The sequence below is a fragment of the Streptomyces sp. NPDC045431 genome, assembly GCF_040646655.1.
Taxonomy (GTDB): domain Bacteria; phylum Actinomycetota; class Actinomycetes; order Streptomycetales; family Streptomycetaceae; genus Streptomyces.
The window spans coordinates 38,970-65,098 of sequence record NZ_JBEZAQ010000001.1 but is presented as its reverse complement, the minus strand read 5'-3'; the positions used below and the strand labels follow the sequence as shown (position 1 = coordinate 65,098).

The 26,129-nt window shown below is 71.7% G+C and carries 19 protein-coding genes; 12 read left to right on the top strand and 7 right to left on the bottom strand.

Going from position 1 to position 26,129, the window contains the following annotated elements:
* Positions 1 to 95 precede the first annotated feature (95 nt).
* A complete protein-coding gene (locus tag AB0A69_RS00230; RefSeq protein ID WP_361413467.1) occupies positions 96 to 1,325 on the top strand; it encodes a GNAT family N-acetyltransferase in 1,230 nt (409 codons plus the stop codon).
* Here AB0A69_RS00230 and AB0A69_RS00225 read toward each other — a convergent pair.
* Together AB0A69_RS00225 and AB0A69_RS00220 are read right to left on the bottom strand one after the other, a co-directional pair.
* On the bottom strand, positions 1,313 to 2,128 hold the full coding sequence (locus tag AB0A69_RS00225) for a DNA-formamidopyrimidine glycosylase family protein (RefSeq protein ID WP_361413464.1): 816 nt from the start codon (positions 2,126 to 2,128) through the stop codon (positions 1,313 to 1,315). The two genes, AB0A69_RS00230 and AB0A69_RS00225, sit on opposite strands and share 13 nt — an antisense overlap.
* 237 nt (positions 2,129 to 2,365) lie before the next feature.
* A complete protein-coding gene (locus AB0A69_RS00220) occupies positions 2,366 to 2,854 on the bottom strand; it encodes a ribose-5-phosphate isomerase (RefSeq protein ID WP_361413461.1) in 489 nt (162 codons plus the stop codon).
* A 161-nt stretch (positions 2,855 to 3,015) separates the two neighbouring features.
* On the opposite strand from AB0A69_RS00220, the gene AB0A69_RS00215 reads away from it, so the two are divergent.
* Positions 3,016 to 4,449, top strand: a complete 1,434-nt coding sequence (locus AB0A69_RS00215; protein WP_361413459.1) for an amino acid permease — start codon at positions 3,016 to 3,018, stop codon at positions 4,447 to 4,449.
* Between the two features lie 99 nt (positions 4,450 to 4,548).
* On the opposite strand, the gene AB0A69_RS00210 is transcribed toward AB0A69_RS00215, so the two are convergent.
* Positions 4,549 to 5,136, bottom strand: a complete 588-nt coding sequence (locus AB0A69_RS00210; protein ID WP_361413457.1) for a biotin transporter BioY — start codon at positions 5,134 to 5,136, stop codon at positions 4,549 to 4,551.
* Positions 5,137 to 5,395: 259 nt separating this feature from the next.
* Between AB0A69_RS00210 and AB0A69_RS00205 the strand changes: the two genes are divergently transcribed.
* The 4 genes from AB0A69_RS00205 (at position 5,396) to AB0A69_RS00190 (ending at position 10,530) form a co-directional block, all read left to right on the top strand.
* Positions 5,396 to 6,796: an amino acid permease gene (locus AB0A69_RS00205; RefSeq protein ID WP_361413454.1), complete on the top strand. Its 1,401-nt coding sequence runs from the start codon at positions 5,396 to 5,398 to the stop codon at positions 6,794 to 6,796.
* Positions 6,797 to 7,055: 259 nt separating this feature from the next.
* Complete coding sequence (locus AB0A69_RS00200) at positions 7,056 to 8,396, top strand: amino acid permease (protein WP_361415112.1); 1,341 nt, start codon at positions 7,056 to 7,058, stop codon at positions 8,394 to 8,396.
* Between the two features lie 306 nt (positions 8,397 to 8,702).
* Complete coding sequence (locus AB0A69_RS00195; protein WP_361413452.1) at positions 8,703 to 9,797, top strand: glycerophosphodiester phosphodiesterase family protein; 1,095 nt, start codon at positions 8,703 to 8,705, stop codon at positions 9,795 to 9,797.
* 88 nt (positions 9,798 to 9,885) lie between these two features.
* On the top strand, positions 9,886 to 10,530 hold the full coding sequence (locus tag AB0A69_RS00190; protein ID WP_361415110.1) for a superoxide dismutase: 645 nt from the start codon (positions 9,886 to 9,888) through the stop codon (positions 10,528 to 10,530).
* Between the two features lie 174 nt (positions 10,531 to 10,704).
* On the opposite strand, the gene AB0A69_RS00185 is transcribed toward AB0A69_RS00190, so the two are convergent.
* Complete coding sequence (locus AB0A69_RS00185; RefSeq protein WP_361413450.1) at positions 10,705 to 11,346, bottom strand: DsbA family protein; 642 nt, start codon at positions 11,344 to 11,346, stop codon at positions 10,705 to 10,707.
* A gap of 134 nt (positions 11,347 to 11,480) precedes the next feature.
* Between AB0A69_RS00185 and pepN (AB0A69_RS00180) the strand changes: the two genes are divergently transcribed.
* Together pepN (AB0A69_RS00180) and AB0A69_RS00175 are read left to right on the top strand one after the other, a co-directional pair.
* On the top strand, positions 11,481 to 14,036 hold the full coding sequence (gene pepN, locus AB0A69_RS00180) for an aminopeptidase N (RefSeq protein WP_361413447.1): 2,556 nt from the start codon (positions 11,481 to 11,483) through the stop codon (positions 14,034 to 14,036).
* Between the two features lie 209 nt (positions 14,037 to 14,245).
* Entirely contained in the window at positions 14,246 to 15,241 is a 996-nt protein-coding gene (locus AB0A69_RS00175) for a hypothetical protein (protein ID WP_361413444.1), read from the top strand.
* A gap of 21 nt (positions 15,242 to 15,262) precedes the next feature.
* Here AB0A69_RS00175 and AB0A69_RS00170 read toward each other — a convergent pair whose 3' ends face one another.
* From AB0A69_RS00170 to AB0A69_RS00160, 3 genes are all read right to left on the bottom strand, one after another.
* Positions 15,263 to 16,429: a serine hydrolase domain-containing protein gene (locus AB0A69_RS00170; protein ID WP_361413441.1), complete on the bottom strand. Its 1,167-nt coding sequence runs from the start codon at positions 16,427 to 16,429 to the stop codon at positions 15,263 to 15,265.
* Between the two features lie 90 nt (positions 16,430 to 16,519).
* A complete protein-coding gene (locus AB0A69_RS00165; protein WP_361413439.1) occupies positions 16,520 to 17,434 on the bottom strand; it encodes a pyridoxamine 5'-phosphate oxidase family protein in 915 nt (304 codons plus the stop codon).
* Positions 17,435 to 17,447: 13 nt separating this feature from the next.
* The gene (locus AB0A69_RS00160) at positions 17,448 to 17,909 is read right to left on the bottom strand and encodes a VOC family protein (protein ID WP_361413437.1); all 462 of its coding nucleotides are present in this window, start codon (positions 17,907 to 17,909) and stop codon (positions 17,448 to 17,450) included.
* 133 nt (positions 17,910 to 18,042) lie between these two features.
* Here AB0A69_RS00160 and AB0A69_RS00155 point away from each other — a divergent pair, with 133 nt between their 5' ends.
* The 4 genes from AB0A69_RS00155 to pepN (AB0A69_RS00140) all read left to right on the top strand — a co-directional run bounded on the left by AB0A69_RS00155 (position 18,043) and on the right by pepN (AB0A69_RS00140) (position 26,032).
* Positions 18,043 to 18,591 (top strand): CGNR zinc finger domain-containing protein, encoded by a 549-nt coding sequence (locus AB0A69_RS00155; RefSeq protein ID WP_361413434.1) that lies wholly within the window; start codon positions 18,043 to 18,045, stop codon positions 18,589 to 18,591.
* 199 nt (positions 18,592 to 18,790) lie between these two features.
* Positions 18,791 to 22,135, top strand: a complete 3,345-nt coding sequence (locus AB0A69_RS00150) for a S8 family serine peptidase (RefSeq protein WP_361413432.1) — start codon at positions 18,791 to 18,793, stop codon at positions 22,133 to 22,135.
* 178 nt (positions 22,136 to 22,313) lie between these two features.
* Positions 22,314 to 23,330 carry an aspartate-semialdehyde dehydrogenase gene (locus tag AB0A69_RS00145; RefSeq protein WP_361413429.1) on the top strand — a complete coding sequence of 339 codons (1,017 nt, stop codon included), beginning with the start codon at positions 22,314 to 22,316 and terminating at the stop codon, positions 23,328 to 23,330.
* 122 nt (positions 23,331 to 23,452) lie between these two features.
* A complete protein-coding gene (gene pepN, locus AB0A69_RS00140; RefSeq protein WP_361413426.1) occupies positions 23,453 to 26,032 on the top strand; it encodes an aminopeptidase N in 2,580 nt (859 codons plus the stop codon).
* The last annotated feature ends 97 nt before the right edge of the window (positions 26,033 to 26,129 follow it).

Sequence of the window (26,129 nt, the reverse complement as noted above, 5' to 3'; positions counted from 1 at the left end):
CTATCCATCCGGTCGGCCCGCGTGCAGGGGGACCCCTATGACAATGCGTTCGAAATTGGGTCGCCCCGGGCGCTCCCCCCTGCTACGCATGGCATATGACGAAGGAATTACGGGTGCTTCACCCGGAGGAATGGGACCGCTGGTACGGGCAGCTGGAGCTGGCGTTCGGGGGCGTGCCGGAGGCGCCGGAGGCGCGTGAGCTGTGGCGTGAGCTGACCGAGTGCGAGCGCTCGCTGGGCGTCTGGGACGGGGGGACCTGCGTCGGTACGGCCGGGTCGTTCTCCTTCCGGCTCTCCGTGCCGGGCGGGGCGCTGGTGCCGGCGGCCGGCGTGTCGATGGTGAGCGTCGCGCCGACGCACCGCAGGCGGGGCGTGCTGACGTCGATGATGCGGCGCCAGCTCGACGACGTACGGGAGTGGGGGGAGCCGCTGGCGGTGCTGACGGCGTCCGAGCAACCCATCTACGGGCGCTTCGGATACGGCGTCGCGACCCAGCAGTTGCGCGCGGAGATCGACACGACTCGGGTCCGGCTGTCCGTGCCGGACGGGACGGATGACGTAGGGCTACGGCTCGTGGCGCCCGTGGAGGCGAGCGCGGCGTGCGAGGCGGTGTACGCGCGCATGGTGACGGAGCGGCCGGGGATGATCGCCCGCAAGCCCGGCTGGGAGCGGCTGCCGCTGCTGGACCCGCCGGGTGAGCGCGGGGGCGCCTCGCCGCTCCAGTGCGTGCTGGCCGAACGGGCCGGTGAGGTGGTGGGGTACGCGCTGCACACCAACACGCCGGGGTTCGAGCCGGCCGGCGCCAAGGGGCGGATCACCGTGCGGTATCTGGGGGCGCTGGACCCGGCGGCGTACGCGGCGCTGTGGCGGTACCTCTTCGGGATCGACCTGACGACGACGGTCCAGTTCTGGAACCGTCCGGTGGACGACGCCTGGCAGTTGCTCGTCTCGGACATCCGCCGCTGCGGGGTGAGCCCCCGCGACGGGCTCTACGTGCGGCTGGTGGAGGCGGGCGCGGCGCTGGAGGCACGGGCCTACCAGACGCCGGTGGACGTGGTCCTGGAGGTGGAGGACCCCTTCTGCCCCTGGAACGCCGGCCGCTGGCGGCTGTCCGGCGACGCCAAGGGCGCCGTCTGCTCCCGTACGCGCGACACGCCGGACCTGGCCCTGTCGGTACGGGACCTGGGCGCGGCGTACCTGGGCGGGTTCACGCTGGCGTCGCTCGCGGCCGCGGGCCGGGTGCGGGAGCTGCGGCGGGGCGCGCTGGCCGAGGCGTCCCTGGCCTTCGGCTCATCCGTCGCGCCCTGGCTGCCTCACAGCTTCTGACAGCCGGGGCACCAGAAGAGGTTGCGGGCGGCGAGGCCGGCGGTGCGGATCTCGCCGCCGCAGACGTGGCAGGGGAGGTTGGCCCGGCGGTAGACGTACACCTCGCCGCCGTGGTCGTCGACGCGGGGCGGGCGGCCCATCGCCTCGGGCGTGTGCTCGGGCCGTACGGTGTCGATGCGGTTGTTCCGCACGCCCTCGTGCATCAGCGCCACGAGGTCGTCCCAGATGGCGTGCCACTCGCCCTCGGTGAGATCCTTGCCGGGGCGGTACGGGTCGATGCCGTGCCGGAAGAGCACCTCGGCGCGGTAGACGTTGCCGACGCCGGCGATGACCTTCTGGTCCATGAGCAGCGCGGCGATGGTGGTACGGCTCCGGGAGATCCGGCGCCACGCCTTGCCGGGGTCGTCGCCGCCCCGGAGCGGGTCGGGGCCGAGCCGCTCGTGTATCGCCCGCTTCTCGGGCTCCGTGATCAGGGCGCAGGCGGTGGGGCCGCGGAGGTCGGCGTAGTGCTCGCCGTTGACCAGGCGCAGGCGGACGGTGTCGGTGGGCGGGGGCGCGGGGGTGGGGCCGAAGCCGAGCTTGCCGAAGAGGCCGAGGTGGATGTGGACCCAGTCGGTCCCGTCTTCGTCGAAGCCGAGGAAGAGGTGCTTGCCGTGGGCGTCGGCGGTGGTGAGGACCCGGCCGTCGAGGAGGGCGGCGCTGTCGGAGAACTTGCCCTGGGGGCTGGAGACGCGGACCGCGCGGCCGCCGAAGCGGGCGAGGTGGTCCTGCGCGAGGCGGTGGATGGTGTGCCCTTCGGGCATGCCGTTCTCCTCTCGGGGGGCGGGGGCCTCTCCGGGGCGCGGCCTCTCGCGGGCGGAGGCCTCTCGGGGGCGGAGGCCTCTCGGGGGCGGGGGGCGTGCCCCGTCCGGCCCTTCCCGGGACCGGGGGCTCACCGGGCCCCGACGCGGCGGCTGCTTCACGGCGCGGCGCTCCAGCCGCCCGGGTGGCCGCAGGGGAAGAGGCCCCACCCGTCGGGAGGGGCCTCTCGTCCGCCGGGGTCAGTCCTGCTGGGGGTGGTGCGCCGGGATCGGGGGGAGCTCGCCGGTGGTCTCGTAGGCCGAGAGCATCTCGATGCGGCGCGTGTGGCGCTCCTCGCCCGAGTACGGGGTGTTCAGGAAGGTCTCCACGAACTTCGTGGACTCCTCCAGGGAGTGCATGCGGCCGCCGATCGCGACGACGTTGGCGTTGTTGTGCTCGCGCCCCAGCGCGGCCGTCTGCTCGCTCCAGGCGAGGGCCGCCCGGACGCCCTTCACCTTGTTCGCGGCGATCTGCTCGCCGTTGCCGGAGCCGCCGATCACGATGCCGAGGCTCTCCGGGTCCGCAGCGGTCTTCTCCGCGGCGCGGAGGCAGAACGGCGGGTAGTCGTCCTGGGCGTCGTAGATGTGGGGGCCGCAGTCGACGGGCTCGTGGCCGTGGGTCTTGAGCCACTCGACGAGGTGGTTCTTGAGTTCGTAGCCGGCATGGTCGGAACCGAGGTACACGCGCATGCGGACGAGTGTGGCACGCGCCCGGGCCGGGGCCGGTCAGCGGGGCCCCTCGGGGTGCCGGAGGGTCACGATCCGGAATCGGGACTTTCGGCCCTCACGGGTCCCGTGTTTGCATGCACGGGCTCGTAACCCGAGTACCGCACAGACGTAAGGATTCGTCCATGACGACGCAGCCGACCCTGCCGAAGGAAGGCGAAACGACCGGAGACCCCGGTATTTCGCAGCCCTCCGACGGTCTCAAGGCCGGACTCAAGAACCGCCACCTGTCCATGATCGCCATCGGTGGAGTGATCGGCGCCGGCCTCTTCGTGGGGTCCGGTGCCGGTATCGCCGCCGCCGGCCCGGCCATCCTGCTGTCGTACGCCCTCGTGGGCGCGATGGTCGTGTTCGTGATGCGCATGCTGGGCGAGATGGCCGCCGCGCGCCCGACCTCCGGCTCCTTCTCCGCCTACGCGGAGCAGGCCCTCGGCCGCTGGGCCGGCTTCTCGATCGGCTGGCTGTACTGGTTCTTCTGGGTGGTGGTGCTGGCCGTGGAGGCCACCGCCGGCGCCCAGATCCTGGAGCACTGGATACCGGCCGTCCCGCAGTGGGGCTGGGCCCTGATCGTGATGGTGGTGCTGACCGCGACGAACCTCGCCTCGGTCTCCTCGTACGGAGAGTTCGAGTTCTGGTTCGCCGGGATCAAGGTCGTGGCGATCGCCGCGTTCGTGGCGGTCGGCCTGCTCGCCGTGTTCGGCCTGCTGCCGGGCTCGGACAACCCGGGCGCGGGCTTCGCGCACCTGACGGACACCGGGGGCTTCTTCCCGATGGGCGCCGGAGCGGTGCTCACGGGTGTGCTGATGGTGGTCTTCTCGTTCATGGGCAGCGAGATCGTGACCCTCGCCGCCGGCGAGTCGGAGGACCCGCAGCGGGCCGTCACCAAGGCGACGAACAGCGTGATCTGGCGGATCGCGGTCTTCTACCTGGGCTCGATCTTCGTCGTCCTGACGCTGCTGCCGTGGAACGACAAGTCCATCGTGGACAAGGGCTCCTACGTGGCCGCGCTGAACTCGATCGGCATCCCCAACGCCGGCACGGTCATGGAGGTCATCGTCCTCACCGCCGTACTGTCGTGCCTCAACTCGGGTCTGTACACGGCTTCCCGGATGGCGTTCTCGCTGGGGCAGCGCGGTGAGGCGCCCCGGGCGTTCGCGCGGACCAACGAGCGGGGCGTGCCGCGGGCCGCGATCCTGTCGTCGGTGCTGTTCGGCTTCGTGGCCGTCTTCTTCAACTACAAGTGGCCGGACACCGTCTTCGCGTTCCTGCTGAACTCCTCCGGCGCGGTGGCCCTCTTCGTGTGGCTGGTCATCTGCGTCACGCAGCTGCGGATGCGCGGGATCATCCTGCGCGAGTCGCCCGAGAAGCTCGTCGTGCGGATGTGGCTGTTCCCGTACCTGACGTGGGCGACGATCGCGATGATCACGTTCGTGCTGGGCTACATGCTCTACAAGGGCGGGGACGCGCGTGAGCAGGTCGTCCTGTCGCTGGCCGTGGCCGCGGTCGTCCTGGTGATCGCGCTGGTGCGCGACGCGATGCGGCGCCAGAGCCGCGCGTAGGGACAAGGGACACCAGAGGGACATGAGAAGGCTCTCCGTACCCCATCGGGTGCGGAGAGCCTTTTCGTACGTCCGGTTCGTACGTCCGGAGGCGCCGCCTCAGCCCTTGCGGCCGACCAGCTTCCACGCGGCCGGCAGCGCGCCCATCGCCAGCGCCGCCTTCAGGGCGTCGCCGATGAGGAACGGCACCATGCCCTTCGCCACGGCCTCGGTCAGCGTCATGCCGGTGGCGAGCGCCAGGTACGGCACGCCGACGGCGTAGATGATCAGGGAGCCGAGCGCCATCGTGCCCGCCATGCGCGCCACGGAGCGGTCGGCCCCGCGCCGGGCCAGGGCGCCGACGACGGTCGAGGCGAGCAGCATGCCGAGGATGTAGCCGAAGGACGGCATGGCGTACCCGGAGCTCGACTGCGCGAACCACGGCACGCCCGCCACGCCGGCGATCACGTACAGCGCGAGGGAGAGGAAGCCGCGGCGGGCGCCGAGCGCGGTGCCGACGAGGAGCGCGGCGAAGGTCTGGCCGGAGACGGGGACCGCGAAGCCGGGCGGCTGGACGGCTATCTGGGCGGCGATACCGGTGAGCGCGGCGCCGCCGACGACGAGCGCGATGTCGCGGGTGCGGCTGGCGGGCAGGAGGTCGGCCAGGACCGTACCGGTACGGACGGTGGGGGCGGCGGCAGTGCTCATCGGGGGCTCCGCGGGGTGAGGGCAGGTGAGGACAGGCTGACGCTAGCCCAGGAGTGAACGGGCGATCACCGTCAGCCGATGACAAAGCGCCGGCCGAGCACTTGGTGGAGTTCACACAAAGGCGGCCGCCCACACCCCGCCCGGCGTGACCCTTGTCACTAGGACGTCCTGACGGACCGTCCTTTTTGCGCCAGGTGCGCTCCAGCGGGAAGACTGTGGGCTCCCACCAAACAGCACCCTTTGCGAGAGTACGAGCGCCATGCACGACGCCCCTCCGGCCGCCCCCTCGGCCCCGCTTGCCCCGGAGCCCGAGCCCCTCGCGCATGGCTTGAAGCAGCGTCATCTGACGATGCTGGGCCTGGGCGGGGTGATCGGCGCCGGACTGTTCGTCGGCTCGGGCGCCGGGATCGCGGTCGCCGGGCCCGGCATCGTGCTGTCGTACCTGATCGCGGGCGCGCTGGCGATGCTGATCATGCGGATGCTCGGCGAGATGTCGGCGGCGATGCCCGCCTCGGGTGCCTTCTCGGTGCACGCGGAGCGGGCGCTGGGCCGCTGGGCGGGGTTCAGCGTCGGGTGGCTGTACTGGTTCCTGCTGGTGGTGGTGCTGGCGGTGGAGGCGTCGGGCGCGGCACGGATCGCGCACGGCTGGGTGCCGGGCGTGCCGCAGTGGGCCTGGGTGCTGGTGTTCATGGTGGTGTTCACGGCCACGAACCTGACGGCGGTGAAGAACTTCGGCGAGTTCGAGTTCTGGTTCGCGGCGCTGAAGGTCGGCGCCATCGTGCTGTTCCTGGCGCTGGGGGTGGCGGCGATCGTCGGGTGGCTGCCGGATACGGATCCGGTGGGGATGGCGAACCTGACCGGGCAGGGCGGGTTCCTGCCGGCCGGCTGGGACGGCGTGGTCTCCGGGGTGCTGGTGGTGGTCTTCGCCTTCGGCGGCCTGGAGGTCGTGACGATCGCCGCCGCCGAGTCCGAGGACCCGGCGCGCAACGTGGCGCGCGCGGTGCGCAGCGCCGTGTGGCGGATCCTCTTCTTCTACGTCGGCTCGATGCTGGTCGTGGTGACGCTGCTGCCGTGGACGTCGATGGAGCCCGGGAAGAGCCCGTACGTCGCGGTGCTGGACGCGGTCGGGGTGCCGTCGGCCGGACAGATCATGAACATCGTGGTCTTCGTGGCCCTGCTGTCGGCGCTCAACGCCAATCTGTACGGGTCCTCACGGATGGTGTTCTCGCTGGCGGAGCGCGGTGAGGCACCGAAGGGTCTGCTGGCGGTGTCAAGGGGAGGCGTGCCGCGGCGGGCGGTGCTGGCGTCGGTGGCGTTCGGCTTCGTCTCCGTACTGCTCAATCTCAAGTGGCCGGAATCCGTGTTCCTCTACATGCTCAACGCGGTCGGCGCGGTGCTGCTGTTCGTGTGGAGCCTGATCGCCGTGTCGCAGCTGCGGCTGCGGCGGCGCATCGAGCGGGAGGCGCCGGAGAGGCTGTCCCTCCGCATGTGGGGGTTCCCGTGGCTGACGTACGCGGCGCTGGCCGCGATGGCGGCGGTGGTGGCGCTGATGCTGGCCGACGACGGGACGCGCCCCCAGGTGCTGTGGTCAGGCGGGGCGACGGCGGTTGTCCTGATCGTTGCGGGGGCCCGGGAGTGGCGGACGCGCCGCCATTTGTGAAGAATTCGTGTTCATTCCTTCACAATGTGTGAGCACGGTGTCCGTATAGCGGTCCGCTGTTCCCTGTGAGCGGTGCGCCCCCACAGACTGTGGGCCACACGCAGCCCCCCGTCTCAGCTACGAACAGGGCACACCCATGTCTCGGACCCCCGCGCCCGCATCCGCCGACTCGGCCCCCGCCGGGTCGACGCCTGCCGGCACCTCGTCGCCGGTCGTCGACGTACCGCTCGCCAGCGGACTGAAGCAGCGGCATCTGTCGATGATCGCCCTCGGCGGCGTCATCGGCGCCGGCCTCTTCGTCGGCTCCGGCACCGCCATCGCCGCCGCCGGCCCGTCGATCATTCTCGCGTACGCGATATCCGGCGCGCTCGTCATGCTCGTGATGCGCATGCTGGGCGAGATGGCGGCGGCCAATCCGGCGTCCGGCTCCTTCTCCGTACACGCCGAGCGTGCCATCGGACCGTGGGCGGGCTTCACCGCGGGCTGGTCCTTCTGGTTCCTGCTCTGCGTGGCCGTCGGCCTGGAGGCCATGGGCGCCTCCCAGATCATGGTCGGCTGGTTCCCGGACAGCCCGCCGTGGATGTGGGTCGCCCTCTTCATGGTGGTGTTCTGCGGGACGAACCTCGCGGCCGTGAAGAACTTCGGCGAGTTCGAGTTCTGGTTCGCCGCCCTCAAGGTCGGCGCGATCGTGCTCTTCCTGGGTATCGGCGTCCTAGCCATCCTGGGCCTCCTGCCCGGCACGGACTCCCCCGGCGCCGGCAACCTCACCGGCCACGGCGGCTTCATGCCGAACGGCTCCGAGGGCCTGATCGTCGGCCTGCTCGCCTCCGTCTTCGCGTACGGCGGCCTGGAGACGGTCACGATCGCCGCGGCCGAGTCCGAGAACCCCGTGCAGGGCGTCGCGAAGGCCGTCCGCACGGCCATGTGGCGGATCGCCATCTTCTACGTCGGCTCGATGGCCGTCGTCGTCACGCTGCTGCCGTGGACGCACGAGTCGGTCGCCAAGAAGGGCCCGTACGTCGCCACGCTGGAGCACCTGGGCATCCCGGGCGCCGAGCAGACCATGAACGTCGTCGTGCTGATCGCCCTGCTCTCCGCGATGAACGCCAACATCTACGGCGCCTCCCGCATGGCGAACTCGCTGGTCGCCCGCGGGTGGGGTCCGAAGGTGCTCGGGAAGCTCTCCGGCGGTGTGCCGCGCGTCGCCGTCCTGGCGTCGTCGGTCATCGGCTTCGTCTGCGTGCTGCTCAGCTACTGGAGCCCGGACCGGCTCTTCGGCTGGCTCCTCAACACCATCGGCGCCATCATCCTGGTGGTCTGGTTCTTCATCGCGGTCTCGCAGCTGCTGCTGCGCCGCCGGCTGGAGCGGGAGGCGCCCGAGAAGCTGGTCGTGAAGATGTGGGCCTACCCGTACCTGACGTACGTGGCGCTGGCCGGCATGGCGGCGGTCTTCGTGCTGATGGCCCGCGACGAGGGCACGCGCGAGCAGCTCTACTTCACGGGCGGGCTGACGCTGACGCTCGCGGTGATCGGCTACATCCTCCAGATGACCCGCGCGGAGTCCGCGCAGACGGAGGCCAAGGCCCCCGAGAAGGTCTGACCCCAGCCGTAACCACTGCAGGGCCCCGGTGCACCGTGTGCGCCGGGGCCTTAGGTCGTGTCCGCGCAGTCCCGTCTGCCTGGCGGCGTCTGGCACGCACGCTCGCCGCGTTGTCGTCAGTCGCCAATGCTCCGCAGTGGCTCCATCCTCCGCCTGGCGATCGCACGCACCAGACGCCGCCAGGCCCGCCCTCCGGGCGGACGACGCTACTTTGCGGACACTCCCTCGGCGTTTTCGGTGAAACCCGGCCGTACGGCGGGTGAACCGGCCCGGTCCGTGCGCGGGGGCCGCCTACCGTCCGGCGGTATGAGACGTCGTTCCGTCCTCCTCGCCGCGGGCGCCGGTGCCACGGCCGCCCTGTCCGCTCCCCCGTCCGCTCCCCCGTCCCGGGCCGCCGGCTCCTCCCCTGCGGGCCCCCTCGTCATCGGCCATCGCGGCGCGGCCGGCTGGCGCCCCGAACACACCGCCTCCTCGTACACCCTCGCCGTCCAGTGCGGCGCCGACTGGATCGAACCGGACCTGGTCGCCACCCGCGACCACCACCTGGTGGTGCGCCACGAGAACGAGATCTCGGCCACCACGGACGTCGCCCGGCGCCCCGAGTTCGCCGGGCGCCGCACCACCAAGACCGTCGACGGCCGGTCCGTGACGGGCTGGTTCACCGAGGACTTCACGCTCGCCGAGCTGAAGACCCTGCGGGCGGTCGAACGCCTCCCCCTCGTGCGCGACCGGAACACCGTCTTCGACGGCCGCGAGCGGGTGCTGACCTTCCAGGAGGTCGTCGACCTCGCGCGCGGGCTGTCGCGGCGGTACGGCCGGACCGTGGCCGTCTTCCCGGAGACCAAGCACCCGACGTACTTCCGCTCCCTCGGCCTGCCCCTGGAGCCGGTCCTCGCCGAGGCCGTACGCCGGGGCCGGCTCGGTCCGCGCGAGTGCGTCATCCAGTCCTTCGAGCCGTCCAGCCTGCTGCGCCTCGCCGAGGAGGAGCGGCTGCGCGTGCCGCTGTGGCAGGCCCTCGGCACGAGCGGCGGCCCGTACGGCCACTCCGCCACGTACGCGGAGATGACGACGCCCGCCGGGCTGCGCGCCATCGCCGCGTACGCGCGGTGGATCGGGCCGGACAAGTCGTCCCTCCTGCCGCCGTCCCCGCTGCTCGCGGACGCGCACGCGGCGGGGCTGCGCGTCGGCGCGTACACCTTCCGCGCCGAGAACCGCCACCTCCCCGCCGACCTGCGGCGCGGCACCGACCCGGACGGCTTCGGGGACGCCTTCGCCGAGTACGAGCGCCACTACGCGCTCGGGGTGGACGCCGTGGTGACCGACTTCCCGGATCTCGCGGTGATCGCCCGGGACGCGTGGCGGGAACGCGACGGGGACGCGCGGCCTAGGACGAAGGGCTGATCAACTTCCGACCTTCCTGCTGTTAGCCTGCACTTGCACAGCCTTTGCAATAAGCAGCAGAATGCAGCAGCAGTCGGAGGGCACGGACATGGCGATCTACACACTTCCTGAACTTCCGTACGACTACGCCGAGCTCGAGCCGGTCATCAACCCGCAGATCATCGAGCTGCACCACGACAAGCACCACGCCGCCTACGTCAAAGGCGCGAACGACACCCTCGAACAGCTGGAAGAGGCGCGCGACAAGGAGCAGTGGGGCTCGATCAACGGCCTGGAGAAGAACCTCGCGTTCCACCTCTCCGGCCACATCCTGCACTCCATCTACTGGCACAACATGACCGGCAAGAAGAACGGCGGCGGTGGCGAGCCGCTGGCGGCCGACGGCGTGGGCGAGCTCGCCGACGCGATCGCCGCGTCCTTCGGATCCTTCGCCAAGTTCAAGACGCAGCTGTCCAAGGCCGCCGCGACGACGCAGGGCTCGGGCTGGGGCGTCCTCGCGTACGAGCCGGTCAGCGGCCGGCTCATCGTCGAGCAGGTCTACGACCACCAGGGCAACGTCGGCCAGGGCTCGGTGCCGATCCTGGTCTTCGACGCCTGGGAGCACGCCTTCTACCTGCAGTACAAGAACCAGAAGGTGGACTTCATCGAGGCCATGTGGGAGGTCGTCAACTGGCAGGACGTGGCCAAGCGGTACGCCCAGGCCAAGGAGCGCACGCCGCTGATCGCGCCGTGACGCGTGCGCCCCTCGTACCGGGGCGCTGTTGAATCGTCCTGCTCGTGATCGTCTTCTCAACCTTCACCGGGCAGGCGGATGAAGGACGGCCCCCCGCGGTGACGTGAATCGCGAGGGGCCGTCTGCTGTCGTACGCCGGCGTCCGGGGGGGCGCCGGCCTACGGTCGCCGGCGTCTACAGGTTGCTGAAGTCCGGGCCGGCGGTCCGGGTCCGCTTGATCTCGTAGAAGCCGGGCGTCGACGCCACCATCAGCGTGCCGTCCCACAGACGGGCCGCCGCCTCGCCCTGGGGGGCCGGGGTGACGACCGGGCCGAAGAAGGCGATCTGCTCGCCGTCCGCGCCCGGGACCGCGATGACCGGCGTCCCGACGTCCTGGCCGACCTTGTCGATGCCCTCCTTGTGGGAGGCGCGCAGCTCCGTGTCGTACGTGTCCTTGTCGGCGTAGCTCGCGAGGGAGGCGGGCAGCCCGGCGTCCTCCAGGGCCGCCTCCAGGACCGCGCGGTCGGTGGCGTCCTGGCCCTTGTTGTGGAAACGGGTGCCCATCGCGGTGTAGAGGGGGCCGAGCACGTCGTCGCCGTGCTGCTGCTGGGCGGCGATGGCGACGCGCACCGGGCCCCAGGCCGTCTTGAGCAGGGCCTGGTAGTCCTCGGGAAGCTCGTCCATCTTGGGCTCGTTGAGGACGGCGAGGCTCATCACGTGCCAGCGCACGTCCACCGGGCGGACCTTCTCCACCTCCAGCATCCAGCGGGAGGTCATCCAGGCCCAGGGGCACATGGGGTCGAACCAGAAGTCGGCGGTGGTCCTGCTCTCGGACATGCGTCTCCTCAGCTGATGGGTCGGGCGTGCCTGAGGGGGGCAACACCACCGGGCGCCACCGGCATTCCCCATACCGGCGGTCAGAGGCACATGGGAGGATCACTGCTGTCAGAACGAGCTACGAAGGAGTGCCCGTGCCCGGTGAGAATCTGTCCCGCGACGAGGCCCGCGAACGGGCCGAGCTGCTGACCGTCGACGGGTACGAGGTGGCTCTCGACCTGCGGTCCGCGGTCGGGGAGGCCGCCGGCGGCGAGTCCGAGCGGCGGACCTTCCGGTCGGTGACGACGATCCGGTTCCGCTGCGCCACGCCGGGGGCCGCCTCCTTCGCGGACCTGGTCGCCCCGTCGGTGAACGCCGTCACGCTCAACGGCCGCGAGCTGGACCCGGCCGTCGTCTTCGACGGCACGCGGGTCGCCCTGGAGGGACTGGCCGAGGAGAACGTGCTGGTGGTGGACGCGCAGTGCGCGTACAGCCGGACGGGTGAGGGGATGCACCGCTTCGTCGACCCGGAGGACGGCGAGGTCTACCTCTACACGCAGTACGAGCCGGCGGACGCGCGGCGCGTGTTCGCCAACTTCGAGCAGCCCGACCTCAAGGCGCCGTACCGCTTCGAGGTGACGGCGCCCGAGGGGTGGACGGTGTGGAGCAACGGCGTGGAGGAGTCGCGGGAGGGAGGGGTCTGGCGATTCGCGGAGACCGCGCCGATCTCGACGTACATCACCTGCGTGGTGGCCGGCCCGTACCACTACGTCACGGACACCTACCGGCGCGGTGACCTGGAGATCCCGCTCGGCGCGATGTGCCGCAAGGGGCTGGCGAAGCACTTCGACGCGGACGACGTCTTCCTCGTCACCAAGCAGGGCTTCGACTTCTTCCACGACAACTTCGACTACCCCTACCCCTTCGGGAAGTACGACCAGGCCTTCGTCCCCGAGTACAACCTCGGCGCGATGGAGAACCCGGGCATGGTGACCTTCCGCGAGGAGTACATCTACCGCGGCAAGGTGACGCGCGCGGCGTACGAGCGGCGGGCGAACGTCATCCTGCACGAGATGGCGCACATGTGGTTCGGCGACCTGGTCACCATGAAGTGGTGGGACGACCTGTGGCTGAAGGAGTCGTTCGCGGACTTCATGGGGTCCTTCTCGCTGGCCGAGGCCACCCGCTTCACCAACAGCTGGGTCACCTTCGCCAACAACCGCAAGGCCTGGGCGTACCGGGCCGACCAGCTGCCGTCCACCCATCCCATCACGGCCGACATCCGTGACCTGGAGGACGCCAAGCTGAACTTCGACGGCATCACGTACGCCAAGGGCGCGGCCGTCCTGAAGCAGCTGGTGGCGTACGCGGGGCGGGAGGCCTTCCTGGAGGGCGCCCGGCGCTACTTCAAGCGGCACGCGTACGGCAACACGCGCCTGGACGACCTGCTGTCGGTGCTGGAGGAGACCTCGGGCCGCGACATGACGGCGTGGGCGCGGTCCTGGCTCCAGACGTCGGGCGTCAACGTGCTCACGCCGGCCGTGACGTACGACGCCGAGGGCCGGGTGGCGGAGCTCGCGGTCGAGCAGGAGGGCGACGAGCCGCGTCCGCACCGGGCGGCCGTGGGCCTGTACCGGTCCGAGGGCGGCGAGCTGGTGCGGTACGCCCGCGCGGAGGTGGACATCACCGGCGCGCGCACGGTGGTGACGGAGCTGGCGGGCAGCGAGCGCCCGGCGCTGGTGCTCGTCAACGACGAGGACCTGACGTACGCCAAGGTGCGCTTCGACGAGGGTTCGCTGGACACCCTGCGCGAGCACCTCGGCGACATCACCGACCCCCTGGCGCGGGCCCTGTGCTGGTCGGCGCTGTGGAACCTGACGCGGGACGCGCTGCTGCCGGCGCGGGACTTCGTGGCGCTGGTGCTGCGTTTCGCGGGGCGCGAGTCGGACATCGGCGTCCTGCAGATGCTGCACGCCTGGGCGCAGTCTGCGCTGACGCACTACGCCGCCCCGGCGTGGCGCGAGGAGGGCGGCCGGCTGGTCGCGGAGGGCGCGCTGCGGGAGCTGCGGGCGGCGGAGCCGGGCAGTGAGCACCAGCTGACGTGGGCGCGGTTCTTCGCGGCGACGGCGAGCGGGGACGAGGACTTCGCGCTGCTGGAGGGGCTGCTCGACGGTTCGGCCAAGATCGACGGGCTGGACGTCGACCAGGAGCTGCGCTGGGCGTTCCTGGGGCCGCTGGCCGCGCACGGCCGCGCCGACGAGAGCGCGATCAACGCCGAGCTGGCGCGCGACGACACGGCCTCGGGCAAGCGCCACCAGGTGCGGTGCCTGGCGGCCCGCCCGTCGGAGGCGGTCAAGGCGCAGGCGTGGGCACAGGTCGTCGAGTCCGACGCGCTGTCGAACGCGCTGGTGGAGGCGACGATCGCGGGCTTCACCCAGCCGTCGCAGCGGGCGCTGATCGCGCCGTACGCGCCGAAGTACTTCGACGCGATCGAGCGCGTCTGGCGGGAGCGGTCCATCCAGATCGGCATGGACGTGGTGCGGGGCCTGTTCCCGTCGCTCCAGGACGACCCGTCGACGCTGGAGGCGACGGACGCCTGGCTCGCCGCCCACGAGGCGTCCGCCCCGGCCCTGCGCCGCCTGGTCCTGGAGGCCCGCGACGACCTGGCCCGCGCACTGCGCGCCCAGGCGCGCGACGCGACGGCGGGCTGAGGCCCGGGCTGAGCGGCGTGGCTGGGGCCCGCCGGCCGGCGGGGCCCGCTTGGGGGCCGGGCGGCGGCTTCGGCCTGCGGGTTCCGGGGGGGGGCGGGAGTTCCTGATCGGCAGTCGAACGCCCGTACTTTAGGACGGGGTTGTCCCGGATTGTCGACGGGCTTGTAACAACGGTTAGAGGGCGGGGAGTTGGCGGGAAGTCCCGGGGCATGACCAACACCCCGCTCTCCCCCCGTCCCCTCTCCGGCTCCTCCGACGTACGGCGGCGCGTGCTGTCCGCCGCGCAACTGCGGGCCCAGGGCGTGTCCGCCGCCGAGGCCGGCGCGCACTGCCGGGCCGGCGGGCCCTGGCAGCAGGTGCTGCCGGGCGTGTACCTGCTGCGCCCCGGGCAGCCGACCAGCGAGGAGCGGCTGCACGCCGCGCTGCTGTACGCCGAGCGGCGGCCCGGCGGTGAGGGCGAGGCGATGATCACCGGGCTGGCGGCGCTGGCGCTGTACCGGTTCGCCGCCGCGCCGCCGCTGCCCGCGCTGGACCACATCGACGTGCTGGTGCCGCGCACCCGGCGGCTGCGGTCCACCGGGTGCGTGCGCATCGTGCGCGCCTCGGCGGACCCGCCGGTGGCCCGGGAGGTGACGGGCCTCCCGGTCGCCCCGGTGGCCCGCGCCCTCGCGGACGCCGTCCCGCACCTCGCCGACGCCCACACGGTGCGCAGGCTGCTCACCGAGGCCGTGCGGAAGGGGTACTGCGAACCGTCCGCCGTCGTCCGGGAGTTCAACCGCGCCCGGCTGCTGACCCGGCCGCACGTCGTGGACGCCGTCGACGCGCTCCTCGCGGACGGCCGGGCGCTGGCCGAGGAGCGGCTGTACGAGATGGTGCGCGTGCACCAGCTGCCCGACCCGCTGTGGAACGTGGACCTCCGGCTGCCCGGCGGCCCTCACCTCGGGGGCGTGGACGCCTACTGGCCGGACCAGGCCGTCGCCGTCGAGCTCGACACCCGCTCGTCGCGCCGGGACGACGACGAGAGCACCTGGACCGCGTACACGCGCAAGCGCGAGCACCTGGAGCGGCTCGGCGTCACCGTCGTCCACCTCACGCCCCGCAAGCTGCGCGACGCGCTGGAGCAGCAGGCGGTCGTGGTGCGGACGGCCCTGATGGCGGCCGGGGACCGGGCCCCGGCCGCGTACCTCGTGGTGCTGCCCAGGTGAGGGCGAGGGCTACGGCGAGGCTCAGCCGCAGAACTCGGCTTCGACGATCCCCAGCGTGTTGCCCGCCCAGTCGCCGTTGAGGTTCAGCGCCAGTGAGTGCTCCCCGTCCCGGGTGGCGACCACGTTGGAGACGGATCCGTGGATGCCGCCGGTGTGGCCCCACACCTCCGTGCCGCAGCTCAGCTTGACCGCGAACACGCCCAGTCCGTAGCGGGCGGACGGCCCACCCTCCTCGACCGGGACCGTGGTGGTCAGCTCCTTCATCTGCGCCGGCGGCAGCAGCCTCCCCTTCAGCAGCGCCCGTACGAACCGCTGGAGGTCGGCCGAGTCGGAGATCATCTCGCCGGACGCCCACGCCCCTGACGGGTTCAGCTCGGTGACGTCGTGGACGGGTGCGTTCGGCTCCGCCGCCATGAGCGTGGAGTAGGCGCGGCCGCTGGGCTTCGGCATCCGCGCGTCCGTGCCGGGCACGGAGGTGGCGCGCAGTTTCAGCGGCTTGATGAGGCGGCGCTCGATCTCCTTTCCGTACGGCCGTCCGGTCGCCTTCTCGATGACCATGCCGGCGACGATGTAGTTGGTGTTGGAGTAGGCCCAGTCCGTGCCGGGCGCGAAGTTCGGCCGGTGGCCCATCGCGACGCCGACCAGCTGCCGCGGAGTCCACGTGTCGTAGCGGTGCTGGAAGAAGCCGGGGCCGAAGGCCTTCGCCTGGAACCCGGGGTCGGCGGTGTAGTCGTAGATGCCGCTGGTGTGGTTGAGCAGTTGGCGGAGGGTGATCTTCCGGCCGTCGTGGCCGTTGCCGCGTACGACGCCGGGGAGCCAGCGGTCCACGGTGTCGTCGAGGTCCAGTCTGCCCTCGGCCTCCAGTTGCAGGACGGTGGTGGCGACGAACGTCTTGGTGATGGAGGCCACGCGGTAGCGGTCGTTCGGGTGGCGTTCGCGGCCCGTGTCGCGGTCGGCGACCCCGGCGGCACCGTTCCAGACGCCGTCGCGGTCCCGCGCCTGGGCGAGCACGCCGGGCGTTCCCTCCCGTACGGCGGCCTCGAGGGCCGCCTGGGTCCGTTCGTGCCCGTCCGTGGTGCGCGTGGTGCGGTCGGTGCGGTCGGTGGCGGCTGCCGGGACGGTGAAGGCGGTGGTGGCGACGGCCGCCGCCACGATCGCCGCCGTCAGGGCCGTCTTGCGTATCGCCATGCTTGTTCCCCTCGCTGTTCGACTGCGGTCGGTGGAGGGGACCGCGCCGGTGCGTGGGGAGTTGACCGGGGCCGCCGGGTTGAGCCGGTTTCAGCCTTCCTCGATCACCTCCGCCGCCTCCGGGTTGTGGGGCGAGTACTCCGGCACCGCCGACCACCGCAGCGGGCTCGCGCCCTCGTGCTCCAGCACCCCGTCGACGGTGAAGCGGACGGTGCGGCCGGTCGCGGTGAACGCGGAGCGGGCGGTGCCGGTGAGCTGGAGCGTGGTGCCGGTGGCCCAGTCGAGGAACAGCAGTCCCGCGCGGGCGTCGGCCTCCAGGTTGCCGAGGGTGAGGAACATGCCGTTGCCCGCGTAGTCCCGCCAGCCGAGCTCGGTGGGCGAGGCGACCTGGACGAAGCCGGGGTTCCCGCCCCGGTGGCTGGCGTCGGCGCCGTGCCCGGGCGCGACGGTGGCGATGAAGAAGGTGTCGGCGGCGCGGACGAACTCCTGCTGCGCGGGGGTGAGCCGGTCGCTCCGGCGTACGGAGCCGGGACGCGCCGCCGCGCCGTCGTCGGGCGCGTACAGCTCCCGCTTCTGCAGGTACTTCGGGCAGTTCGAGAAGACCTGCCGCGCCGCGATGGCCAGGCCGTCCGCGCTGGGCCGGGCCGTCCCGTTGAGGCGCATGCGGCGCCGGGTACGCGGGTCGAGGGCGATCGTTCCGACGGGGGTGTCCTCGGCGCGGGCCAGCGTGGCGGCGAGCGGGTCACCGTCCTTCACGCCCCCGGCCACCGCCACGGAGCGCGGCCCGGTGGCCCGGACGAAGCCGGGCGCGCCGGTGAGCAGGGAGCTCCAGACGCGGCCGTGCTCGTCCTGCGCGCCGATCACCAGCAGGGGCTGGAGCTCCAGGAAGGCGGCGGCGACCCGGCGGATGTCCTGGCCGATGGAGCGGCCGACGTGGTCGGCGAGGTCGCGGACGCCGACGCGGGTCTGCACGGCGAGCGATCCCTGGTGGTAGGGGCGTGACACGGGTGACCGCCTCCTAGAAGAAGCCGCAGGTGGGGGCGGCGGCGTGGGGTGCGGGTGCCTCCTCGGCGCCGGTGGGGGCGTAGATCTCCAGGCGGGTGCCGTCGGGGTCGTGGAAGAAGATCCCGCCGGAGGCCGCGCCCTCGCGGTGCGCGACGACGCCCTCGTACGCGAACGTCACGTCCAGCGATCGCAGTTCGGCCTCGACGGCCCGGACCTCGTCCATGGTGTCGACCTCGAAGGCGAGGTGGTGCAGGCCGGCGCGGGCGGGGGCGTAGGAGTCGTCGGCCTGCTGCCAGAGGGCGAGGGCGAGCCGGCCGTCCCGGCCGAGGAGGGCGAACCGCTGCCCGTCCTCCTTGCCCTCGACGAGGACGTCGAAGCCGAGGACGTCCCCGTAGAAGGCGAGGGAGCGGGGGAGGTCGGTGACGTTGATGCCGACGTGGCCGGTACGGAGCGTGCTGGTGGTGGTCGCCGTCATGGCGGTGCCCCTCTCAGAGCGAGATATCTAACCTGTGATCGAGACTTTAGAGGTTAGATTCGGGGGCGCGCAACCAGTTACGTACGATTGAGGGGTTAGGCGCCTCGGCCAGGCAGCGAAAGGGAGCCCACAGATGCCCGCACCGGACCCGCGGCCGCTCGTCGGCGAACCCGTCTCCCTCGACCTGCTCAACACCCGCTGGGTGCACGACGGCGCCGCCCAGGACCTGCTGACCGACCCCGAGGGGCTGGCCGTCTGGCTGGCGGCCAACGGTCTCGACGCCGACGCCCGCTTCCGCGCCGACGCGCCCACGCTGGAGCGCACCCTCACCGCCCGCGACGCGCTCGCCGCCGCCGTCGACCGGCCCGGCGACACCGCCGCGGCCGCCGCCCTCAACGAGGTCCTCGCGCACGGCCGGATCCGCGCCGTGCTCACCGCGGAAGGCCCCGCCGAGGAGGCCGAGTTCGCCGACCCCTCCTGGGGCCCCGGCTGGCTCGCCGCCCGCGACTACCTGAACCTGCTGCGCACCGCGCCCGACCGGATCCGCGCCTGCGCCCACGAGGCGTGCGTCCTGCACTTCTTCGACACCTCGCGCAACGGCACCCGGCGCTGGTGCTCCATGGCGGTGTGCGGCAACCGCGCGAAGGCCTCCCGCCACTACGCGCGCACCAAGGAAAGTTGAACGCTCAGCCGAACACCCTGCGTAAACCGGGGATTTGACCTGATTCATCCCCCGTGGCGTATCGGCGACAGTGGCGGATGTGCGCCAAGACCCGCATCCCGTCTCCGGCAGCCCTCCCCAAACCCCTGTCCCGTGCGAAAGGGTGAGCGGTCATCCGGCACCACATACCGGACCGTCTCTTTCACATACAGGGATGCAGATGACCACCCTCGAATCCCAGAGCTCCATACCAGGGAGCTCGACCCCCGGCCACAGACGGACGGCTCGGCGCACCGCCCGCGTCGTCGCCGCCGCCGGCCTGGTGGCCGCGCTGGCCGCGGCCGGCACCGCCCCGGTGTTCGCCGCCGACGACCCGGCGGGCACCCCCGCGGGCGCGGCCCCGGCCAAGTCGGACGCCTCCGCCGCCGACGCGAAGCTCGGCGCCGCCGACGCCGAGCGGCTGGCCGAGGCGGAGGCCCAGGGCGACCGGACCGTCACCGTCATGGTGGCCACGGCCCCCGGCCAGACCGAGCAGGTCGCCCAGCAGTTCGACGACGTCGCCGGCGCCACGGTCGGCACGACGTACGACAAGCTCGGCTACGTCCGCGCCACGCTGCCCACCGGGAAGGCGAAGTCCGCGCTCACCGCGGCCGCCAAGCTCTCCTCGGTGCAGGGCATCGACCTCCAGTACGAGATCGCGCTGGAAGACCCGTCCCCGGACGCGGGTACCGTCGGGGAGGGCGGTACCACGACCGGTTCGACGGCCACCACGTACCCCGGCCCCGACGCGCGGACGCCGGCGAAGAACCCGTACAACCCGGCCTTCGAGACCGGTGCGGTGGACTTCGTCAAGAAGTACCCGAAGGCCGACGGCCGCGGGGTGACCATCGGCATCCTCGACTCCGGCGTGGACCTGGGCCACCCGGCGCTGCAGAAGACCACCACCGGCGAGCGCAAGATCGTCGACTGGGTGACCGCCACCCACCCCGTCACCGACGGCGACGGCACCTGGCGCCCGATGAACAACCCGGCGGTGGCCGGCCCGACGTTCACGGCCGACGGCCGCACCTGGACGGCGCCCGAGGGCTCGTACCGCTACCGCGACTTCCGCGAGGCCGCCACCAAGGGCGGCGACATGAACGGCGACCTCAACCGCGACGGTGACACCACCGACGTGTGGGGCGTGCTGTACGACGCGGCCGCCGGCACCGTCCGCGTCGACCTCAACGGCAACAACGACTTCACCGACGACGTCGCGATGAAGCCGTACAAGGACGGGTTCCAGGTCGGCTACTTCGGCACGGACAAGCCGGAGACCGACGTCGTGGAGCGCATCCCGTTCGTGGTCGAGATCCGCAAGGACGTCGTCTACAACGCCAACAAGGACAAGGCCGACTTCGTCAACATCGGCGTCGTCAACTCCGACCACGGCTCGCACGTGGCCGGCATCACCGCCGCCCACGGCCTGTTCGGCGGCAAGATGAACGGCGCGGCGCCCGGCGCCAAGCTGGTCTCCTCGCGCGCCTGCACCTGGTCCGGCGGCTGCACCAACACCGCCCTGACCGAGGGCATGGCGGACCTGGTCGTCAACCGCGGTGTCGACATCGTCAACATGTCGATCGGCGGCCTGCCCGCGCTCAACTCCGGCGACAACGCGCGCGCCGCGCTCTACGGCCGCCTGATCGACACCTACGGCGTCCAGCTGGTCATCTCGGCCGGCAACTCCGGCCCGGGCCTGAACACCATCGGGGACCCCGGCCTGGCCGACAAGGTCGTCTCGGTCGGCGCCGCGATCTCCAAGGAGACGTGGGCCGCCAACTACGCCTCGGTCGTCGAGAAGAAGTACGCCATGTTCCCCTTCTCCTCGCGCGGCCCCCGTGAGGACGGCGGCCTCACCCCGACGATCTCCGCGCCCGGCTCGGCGATCAACACCATCCCGACGTGGATGGCGGGCGCCGGCGTCCCGGAGACCTCCTACAAGCTGCCCGCCGGCTACGGCATGCTCAACGGCACCTCGATGTCGTCGCCGCAGGCGGCCGGCGCGAGCGCGCTGCTGATCTCCGCCGCCAAGCAGCGGAAGATCGCGCTCTCCCCGCTGAGCCTGCGCACCGCGCTCACCAGCACCGCGAACCGTATCTCCGGTGTCGCGGCGCACGAGCAGGGCGCCGGTCTGATCGACGTCGTCGACGCCTGGGAGTCCATCGAGGACGGGGCCACCGCGCACGAGTACACGGTCGCCGCGCCCGTCGACACCGCGCTGGAGCAGGAGCTGAAGAAGCCCGGCACCGGCATCTACGACCGCGAGGGCGGCCTCAAGGCCGGCCAGAAGAAGGTCTACGACGTCACCATCACGCGCACGACCGGCCCGGACCGGCCGATCGAGCACGAGCTGGACCTGAAGTACAACGACGGCACCTTCCGCATCCTCGGCGACGACGAGGTGGACCTGCCGCTGAACAAGCCCGTCACCGTCAAGGTGCAGGCCAAGCCGGGCTCCGCGGGCGTGCACAGCGCCATCCTGGAGGCCGACGACGAGGACACCGAGGGCGTCGACAAGCAGATCCTCGCCACCGTCGTCGTCGCGCACGACCTGGCGGCGCCGAGCGCGTACGCCTACAGCGCGACCGGCACCGTGCAGCGCAACAGCCACAAGTCCTACTTCGTCACGGTGCCGAAGGGCGCCAAGGCGCTGGAGGTCGCGCTCGGCGGGCTGAAGGAGAAGAGCCAGACCCGGTTCATCGCCATCCACCCGTACGGCGTGCCCGTCGGCACCACCGCGTCCAACGCGTGCTACCCGCACTACAACCCGGCGAACACGTGCCGCCCCGACGCGCGCTCGTACGCCAACCCGACGCCGGGCGTCTGGGAGATCGAGGTCGAGGCGCGGCGCACCTCGCCGGACCTGGACAACCCCTACAAGCTGGACGTGTCCCTGCTGGGTGCGGCCTTCGACCCGGCGGTGCGCACGGTGCCCGAGGCCAAGGTCGGCACGCCGGCCGCGGTGGACTGGAAGGTCACCAACGGCTTCGCCGCGATCGACGGCGCCCTGAAGGGCGGCCCGCTGGGCTCCGCGAAGGTCGCCACGCCGACCCTCGCCAACCACGCCACGCACACCAGCACGGTCACCCTCGGTGAGGGCGTCGAGCGGCTGGACGTGGCGATCGGCAACACCTCCGACAAGGCGGCCGACCTGGACCTGACCGTCTCGCTGAACGGCGTGGAGGTCGGCTCGTCGGCGGACGGCGACTCGGAGGAGTCCGTCTCCCTGATCAAGCCGGCCGCCGGTACGTACACGATCGAGGTCATCGGCTACGAGATCCCGGCCGGCTCGACCACGTACGACTACAAGGACGTGTACTTCTCGTCCGCGCTCGGCACGGTCAAGGTCGACGCCGCGAAGCCGGTGAAGCTGGCGACGGGCGCGTCGGCGCAGGTCGCGGCCGAGGTGCTGGTGAACGGCGAGGCCCCCGAGGGCCGGCAGTTCTTCGGCGAGGTGTCGCTGGTGACGGCGCGCGGCACGGTCGCGGGCAGCGGCAGCGTCATGATCGGCAAGGTCACGCCGTAACGGTCGGCGTGACACCGTTCGTACGGTGAGTGAGGGCGGGCGTCCTGCGGGCGCCCGCCCTTCGCGTGCTGCTTCTCACGTCGCGGACAATGAATTGGACAAGCCCGGTCAGGTGATACGCATCATGGGTGAGGCACCCAGGCCGCCAGGGCCGACAAGCACGTACGGAGGAGTCCCCGTGAAGGTAGGAATCGTCGGAGCGACCGGTCAGGTCGGCACGGTCATGCGCAGAATCCTTGCCGAGCGGAAGTTCCCCGTCGACGAGCTGCGGCTGTTCGCCTCCGCCCGTTCCGCGGGCACCGTCCTGGACGGCGTGACCGTCGAGGACGCCTCCACCGCCGACTACACCGGCCTGGACATCGTGCTCTTCTCCGCCGGTGGCGCCACCTCCAAGGCGCTCGCCGAGAAGGTCGCCTCCCAGGGTGCCGTGGTGATCGACAACTCCTCCGCCTGGCGCCGGGACCCCGAGGTGCCGCTGGTCGTGTCCGAGGTGAACCCGCACGCGATCAAGGACCGCCCCAAGGGGATCATCGCCAACCCGAACTGCACCACGATGGCGGCCATGCCGGTGCTGAAGCCGCTGCACCAGGAGGCGGGCCTGACCGCCCTGGTCGCCACCACCTACCAGGCCGTCTCCGGCTCGGGCCTGGCGGGCGTCGCGGAGCTGGACGGCCAGGTCAAGGCCGTCGCCGAGCGCGCCACCGAGCTCACCCACGACGGCGAGGCCGTCGACTACCCCGAGCCCGGCGTCTACAAGCGCCCCATCGCCTTCAACGTGCTGCCGCTGGCCGGCTCCCTCGTCGACGACGGCTCCTTCGAGACGGACGAGGAGCAGAAGCTCCGCAACGAGTCCCGCAAGATCCTGGAGATCCCCGACCTCAAGGTCTCCGGCACCTGCGTGCGCGTCCCCGTCTTCTCGGGCCACTCCCTCCAGGTCAACGCCCGCTTCGAGCGCCCGATCAGCGTGGAGCGCGCCTACGAGCTGCTGAAGGACGCCGAGGGCGTCGAGCTCTCCGAGATCCCGACCCCGCTCCAGGCCGCCGGCAAGGACGCCTCGTACGTCGGCCGCATCCGCGTGGACGAGACCGTCGAGCACGGCCTCGCGCTCTTCCTCTCCAACGACAACCTGCGCAAGGGCGCGGCGCTGAACGCCGTGCAGATCGCGGAGCTGGTCGCCGCCGAGCTGAACGGCTGACGTCACCGCCCGGCTGACCTCGGGTTTCATGCCGATGGGGCCGCCCCGCCGTAACGGTGGGGCGGCCCCTTGGTGTCCGTGGAAGGATGGCCGCAAACGTCACACAACGAGGAGATGACCGGGTGCCTGGCACGAACCTGACCCGTGAAGAGGCGCAGCAGCGGGCGAAGCTGCTGACCGTGGACTCGTACGAGATCGACCTGGATCTCAGCGGCGCGCAGGAGGGCGGCACCTACCGGTCCGTCACCACCGTGCGCTTCGACTCCGCCGAGGAGGGCGCGGAGACGTTCATCGACCTGGTGGCCCCGGCCGTCCACAAGGTCACCCTGAACGGCCACGCGCTGGACGTCGCGGCCGTCTTCCGCGACTCGCGGATCGCGCTGAAGCACCTGAAGCAGGGGCGCAACGAGCTGACGGTCGTCGCGGACTGCGCGTACACGAACACCGGCGAGGGCCTGCACAAGTTCGTCGACCCGGTCGACGACCAGGCGTACCTCTACACGCAGTTCGAGGTGCCGGACGCGCGGCGGGTGTTCGCCAGCTTCGAGCAGCCGGACCTGAAGGCGACCTTCCAGTTCACCGTGAAGGCGCCGTCCGGCTGGACCGTCATCTCGAACAGCCCGACGCCGGAGCCGAAGGACGACGTCTGGGTCTTCGAGCCCACGCCCCGCATCTCGACGTACATCACGGCCCTGATCGTCGGCCCGTACCACGCGGTGCACAGCACGTACGAGGGCCCGGACGGGCAGGTCGTGCCGCTGGGCATCTACTGCCGTCCGTCGCTCGCCGAGTTCCTCGACGCGGACGCGATCTTCGAGGTGACGCGGCAGGGCTTCGACTGGTTCCAGGAGAAGTTCGACTACGCGTACCCCTTCGCCAAGTACGACCAGCTGTTCGTGCCGGAGTTCAACGCGGGCGCGATGGAGAACGCGGGCGCGGTGACCATCCGCGACCAGTACGTCTTCCGGTCGAAGGTGACGGACGCGGCGTACGAGGTGCGCGCCGAGACCATCCTCCACGAGCTGGCCCACATGTGGTTCGGCGACCTGGTGACGATGGAGTGGTGGAACGACCTGTGGCTGAACGAGTCGTTCGCCACCTACACCTCGATCGCCTGCCAGGCGGCTGCGCCGGGTTCGCGCTGGCCGCACTCGTGGACGACGTTCGCGAACCAGATGAAGACGTGGGCGTACCGGCAGGACCAGCTGCCGTCGACGCACCCGATCATGGCCGACATCCGCGACCTGGACGACGTCCTGGTCAACTTCGACGGCATCACCTACGCCAAGGGCGCCTCCGTGCTGAAGCAGCTGGTGGCGTACGTCGGGGAGGACGAGTTCTTCCGGGGCGTGCAGGCGTACTTCAAGCGCCACGCCTTCGGCAACACGCGCCTGTCGGACCTGCTGGGCGCGCTGGAGGAGACCTCCGGGCGTGACCTGAAGACGTGGTCGAAGGCGTGGCTGGAGACGGCCGGCATCAACGTGCTGCGCCCGGAGATCGAGGTCGACGGCGACGGTGTCATCACCTCCTTCGCGGTACGCCAGGAGGCCCCGGCGCTGCCCGTCGGCGCGAAGGGCGAGCCGGTCCTGCGGCCGCACCGGATCGCGATCGGCCTGTACGACCTCGACGGGTCGGGGAAGCTGGTCCGTACGGACCGGGTGGAGCTGGACGTCACGGCGACCGAGCGCACCGAGGTGCCGCAGCTGGCGGGCGTGCGCCGCCCGGCCGTGGTGCTGCTCAACGACGACGACCTGTCGTACGCCAAGGTGCGCCTCGACGAGGAGTCGCTGGCCACGGTGAAGCAGCACCTGGGCGACTTCACCGAGTCGCTGCCGCGCGCGCTGTGCTGGGCGTCGGCGTGGGACATGACGCGCGACGGCGAGCTGGCCACGCGCGACTACCTGGAGCTGGTGCTGTCCGGCATCGCGAAGGAGTCGGACATCGGTGTGGTGCAGTCGCTGCACCGCCAGGTGAAGCTGGCCCTCGACCTGTACGCGGCGCCGGAGTGGCGCGAGACGGGCCTGGCCCGCTGGACGGAGGCGGCGCTGACGCACCTGCGCACCGCCGAGCCGGGCAGCGACCACCAGCTGGCGTGGGCGCGGGCCTTCGCGGCGACCGCCCGTACGCCGCAGCAGCTGGACCTGCTGGCGGCGCTGCTGGAGGGCCGCGAGACGATCGAGGGCCTGGTCGTGGACACCGAGCTGCGCTGGGCGTTCGTGGAGCGGCTGGCCGCGACGGGCGTGTACGACGAGCCGGAGATCGCCGCGGAGCACGACCGCGACAAGACGGCGGCGGGCGAGCGGCACGCGGCCACCGCGCGGGCGGCACGCCCGACGGCGGAGGCCAAGGCCGAGGCGTGGGCGTCGGTCGTCGACTCCGACAAACTGCCGAACGCCGTGCAGGAGGCCGTGATCGGCGGCTTCGTCCAGACGGACCAGCGCGAGCTGCTGGCCCCGTACACGGAGAAGTTCTTCGCCGTGGTCAAGGACGTGTGGGCGTCCCGCTCCCACGAGATGGCCCAGCAGATCGCGGTCGGCCTCTACCCGGCGGTCCAGGTCTCCGAGGAGACGCTGGCGGCGACGGACGCGTGGCTCGCGAGCGCGGAGCCGAACGCGGCGCTGCGCCGCCTGGTCTCCGAGTCCCGGTCGGGCGTGGAGCGGGCCCTGAAGGCCCAGGCGGCGGACGCGGCGGCGGGTGCGTGAGACCTCGCGAGTGAGGTGAAGGGGCGCGGCGGTGTCGAAAGGGATGGGGGTCCCCCCGCCGAAGGTAGGGGGAGCGCGGAGGGTCGTGAGGAACGAT

Excerpts from the sequence above, each read along its gene's own strand:
- AB0A69_RS00230 (WP_361413467.1), top strand. The coding sequence starts at position 96 with ATGACGAAGGAATTACGGGTGCTTCACCCGGAGGAATGGGACCGCTGG.
- AB0A69_RS00225 (WP_361413464.1), bottom strand. The coding sequence starts at position 2,128 with ATGCCCGAAGGGCACACCATCCACCGCCTCGCGCAGGACCACCTCGCC.
- AB0A69_RS00220 (WP_361413461.1), bottom strand. The coding sequence starts at position 2,854 with ATGCGCGTGTACCTCGGTTCCGACCATGCCGGCTACGAACTCAAGAAC.
- AB0A69_RS00215 (WP_361413459.1), top strand. The coding sequence starts at position 3,016 with ATGACGACGCAGCCGACCCTGCCGAAGGAAGGCGAAACGACCGGAGAC.
- AB0A69_RS00210 (WP_361413457.1), bottom strand. The coding sequence starts at position 5,136 with ATGAGCACTGCCGCCGCCCCCACCGTCCGTACCGGTACGGTCCTGGCC.
- AB0A69_RS00205 (WP_361413454.1), top strand. The coding sequence starts at position 5,396 with ATGCACGACGCCCCTCCGGCCGCCCCCTCGGCCCCGCTTGCCCCGGAG.
- AB0A69_RS00200 (WP_361415112.1), top strand. The coding sequence starts at position 7,056 with ATGATCGCCCTCGGCGGCGTCATCGGCGCCGGCCTCTTCGTCGGCTCC.
- AB0A69_RS00195 (WP_361413452.1), top strand. The coding sequence starts at position 8,703 with ATGAGACGTCGTTCCGTCCTCCTCGCCGCGGGCGCCGGTGCCACGGCC.
- AB0A69_RS00190 (WP_361415110.1), top strand. The coding sequence starts at position 9,886 with ATGGCGATCTACACACTTCCTGAACTTCCGTACGACTACGCCGAGCTC.
- AB0A69_RS00185 (WP_361413450.1), bottom strand. The coding sequence starts at position 11,346 with ATGTCCGAGAGCAGGACCACCGCCGACTTCTGGTTCGACCCCATGTGC.
- AB0A69_RS00175 (WP_361413444.1), top strand. The coding sequence starts at position 14,246 with ATGACCAACACCCCGCTCTCCCCCCGTCCCCTCTCCGGCTCCTCCGAC.
- AB0A69_RS00170 (WP_361413441.1), bottom strand. The coding sequence starts at position 16,429 with ATGGCGATACGCAAGACGGCCCTGACGGCGGCGATCGTGGCGGCGGCC.
- AB0A69_RS00160 (WP_361413437.1), bottom strand. The coding sequence starts at position 17,909 with ATGACGGCGACCACCACCAGCACGCTCCGTACCGGCCACGTCGGCATC.
- AB0A69_RS00155 (WP_361413434.1), top strand. The coding sequence starts at position 18,043 with ATGCCCGCACCGGACCCGCGGCCGCTCGTCGGCGAACCCGTCTCCCTC.
- AB0A69_RS00150 (WP_361413432.1), top strand. The coding sequence starts at position 18,791 with ATGACCACCCTCGAATCCCAGAGCTCCATACCAGGGAGCTCGACCCCC.